Origin of the sequence: Methanoregula sp., from assembly GCF_002835825.1 — an archaeon.
Classification (GTDB): Archaea; Halobacteriota; Methanomicrobia; order Methanomicrobiales; family Methanospirillaceae; genus Methanoregula.
The window spans coordinates 1-2,274 of record NZ_PIZH01000351.1; the positions used below are offsets into that span (position 1 = coordinate 1).

Genomic DNA, 2,274 nt, shown 5'->3' on the forward strand with positions numbered 1-2,274 from the left:
TGAAGGAGGCAGAGATGCGCCTCATCGGCACCTGGATCGCAAGCGTAATCAAGGACATCAGGAACGAGAAGAACATCAAAGACGTCCACGGCAAGGTCGAAGCCCTGGCGTCGAAGTTCACGCTCTACCCCGAGTAATTCCCGAGGTTGTGTGGCGGCCACGATCCTCGACGGGAAAAAATGCTCGGAGATGCACCTTGAGATTCTCAGAGAGGAGATCGAGGAACGCGGCCTCCATCCCCATCTTGCCACGGTCATCGTGGGCAACGACCCCGCCTCGCAGATGTACGTGCGGATGAAGCACAAGGCCTGCGAGAAGGTCGGGATCACCTCGGTGGGAGTCGAACTTCCTGCCGATGCAACAACCCGGACGGTTGTCGACAAGGTCAGGGCGCTGAACCGGGATGGTTCCATTGACGGGATCCTTGTCCAGCTCCCCCTCCCCGCACAGGTCGATACCGAACGGGTGATCAACGCGATCAGCCCGGAGAAGGATGTGGACGGGTACCACCCGGAGAACATGGGGCACCTCTTTTTGGGAAAGCCCCGGTTCTCCTCCTGCACGCCAACGGGGATTATGACCCTCCTGTCCGAGTACCAGATCCCGGTTGCAGGTGCCCGGGCCGTGATTGCAGGCCGCAGCATCGATGTCGGCCGCCCCATGGCCGCGCTTCTCCTGAACGCGGATGCAACGGTCACCATCTGTCATAGTAAGACAAAGGATCTTGCCGAAGAACTGAAGCGGGCGGACATCCTTGTTTCCGCTGTCGGCAAGCCGCATTTCATCACAAAAGAGATGGTAAAAGAGGGGGCGGTGGTCATCGATGTCGGCATCAACCAGCTCGACGGGAAACTGGTCGGTGACGTGGACTTCGAGGCGGTGAAGGAGATCGCCTCAGCCATCACCCCGGTACCTGGCGGCGTGGGACCGATGACCATTGCAACCCTGATGGAGAACACCTTCCGGTCAGCACAGGAGCGGGCATGCGATCGTGTACTGTAAACAAGCTCGTCATTGGCGGTGACGCGCCTCCCCGGATAATGGGAGTCTTAAATGTCAGCCCCGAATCCTTTTATCACGATTCTTACATCCCGACAAACGAGATCCACAGGAAAGCCGTTGAGATGATCGAGCAGGGAGCAGACATGCTTGATGTGGGAGCACGGAGCACGGCACCCAATGCGCAGGCGATCAGCGGGACGGAAGAGGGAAACCGCATCGATGCTGCCTTAAAGGAACTCGACGGCACCGGGTTTACCATCTCGGTCGACACCATGAACCCGTGGGTGCTGGACGTCTGCCTGAAACACGAGGTCCACGCGGTAAACGACATTGCCGGCTTTGCCTCTGATGCCTATGCCCGGCGCGTGGCGGAGGCGGGCCTGCCCGCGTTCCTGATGGCAACTGATTACACGCCCGGCGATGCTGTAGGTCTTGAAGAGACGAAGGCCTTGCTCGCGACCATTGTAAAACGGTGCGAGACTGCCGGGGTTGACAACTATGTCCTTGACCCGGGAGTGGGGATCTGGACCCCGCAGCGCTCCTATGATGACAACTGGGAGCTCTGCCGGCATTTCGATGAATTCCTTGCATTTGACCGCCCGCTCCTTGGGGCAATCTCCCGAAAGAGTTTCATCGGCGATCTTGTCAAACGGGAACCGGAAGACCGCCTTCCGGGGAGCCTCGCGGTCACCGTTTTCCTCCTCCAGAAAGGGGCATCTGTCATCCGGACCCATGACGTGAAAGAGACCTTTGACACGATCAAGGTCTGCCAGCGGATGGGGAAGCAGGTATGAACTCATCCTACGAGGTCTTCGGCCTCGCAACCGGCATCATTAAAAGCGGGGAGTCCATCGCCGACCACGTCATTGAAGCAGCAGAGAAGACCTGCGGGGGATTCGGGGAGGGGGATGTGCTCGTTTTGGCCGAGACCGCTGTTGCAACTGCGGAAGGAAACATCGTCCGGCTCGACACCGTCACACCTTCCCCTAAAGCACAAGAACTCGGCGAAAAATACCGGATCGATCCCCGCACCGTCGAGGTTGTACTGCAGGAAAGCGATTCCATTGTCGGGGGTATTCCGGGGTTTCTGCTCTGCATGAAAGGGGGTACACTCCTCCCGAATGCCGGGGTGGATGCATCGAACGCACCGCCGGGTTGTGTGACACCGCTTCCAGCCGACCCGGACCGGAGTGCCCTCTCGATACGCAAGATCATCGAAGACAGGACAGGTGTAAGGATAGGTGTCATCGTTGCCGACAGCCGGACCCATGC

General features: G+C 58.9%; 3 protein-coding genes. All 3 read left to right on the forward strand.

Annotated elements, in window-relative coordinates:
* The first annotated feature begins 150 nt into the window (after positions 1-150).
* The gene (gene folD, locus CW742_RS10905) at positions 151-1,002 is read left to right on the forward strand and encodes a bifunctional methylenetetrahydrofolate dehydrogenase/methenyltetrahydrofolate cyclohydrolase FolD (RefSeq protein ID WP_292420311.1); all 852 of its coding nucleotides are present in this window, start codon (positions 151-153) and stop codon (positions 1,000-1,002) included.
* Complete coding sequence (folP, locus tag CW742_RS10910; RefSeq protein ID WP_292420313.1) at positions 984-1,796, forward strand: dihydropteroate synthase; 813 nt, start codon at positions 984-986, stop codon at positions 1,794-1,796. The genes folD and folP overlap by 19 nt, the downstream gene beginning before the upstream one ends.
* Positions 1,793-2,274: coenzyme F420-0:L-glutamate ligase (locus tag CW742_RS10915; protein WP_292420314.1), on the forward strand; the 482-nt coding region annotated here is incomplete at its 3' end. The genes folP and CW742_RS10915, both read left to right, overlap by 4 nt.

What these genes read in the sequence shown, in the direction of transcription:
- folP (WP_292420313.1), top strand. Translation starts at nt 984, where the DNA reads ATGCGATCGTGTACTGTAAACAAGCTCGTCATTGGCGGTGACGCGCCT.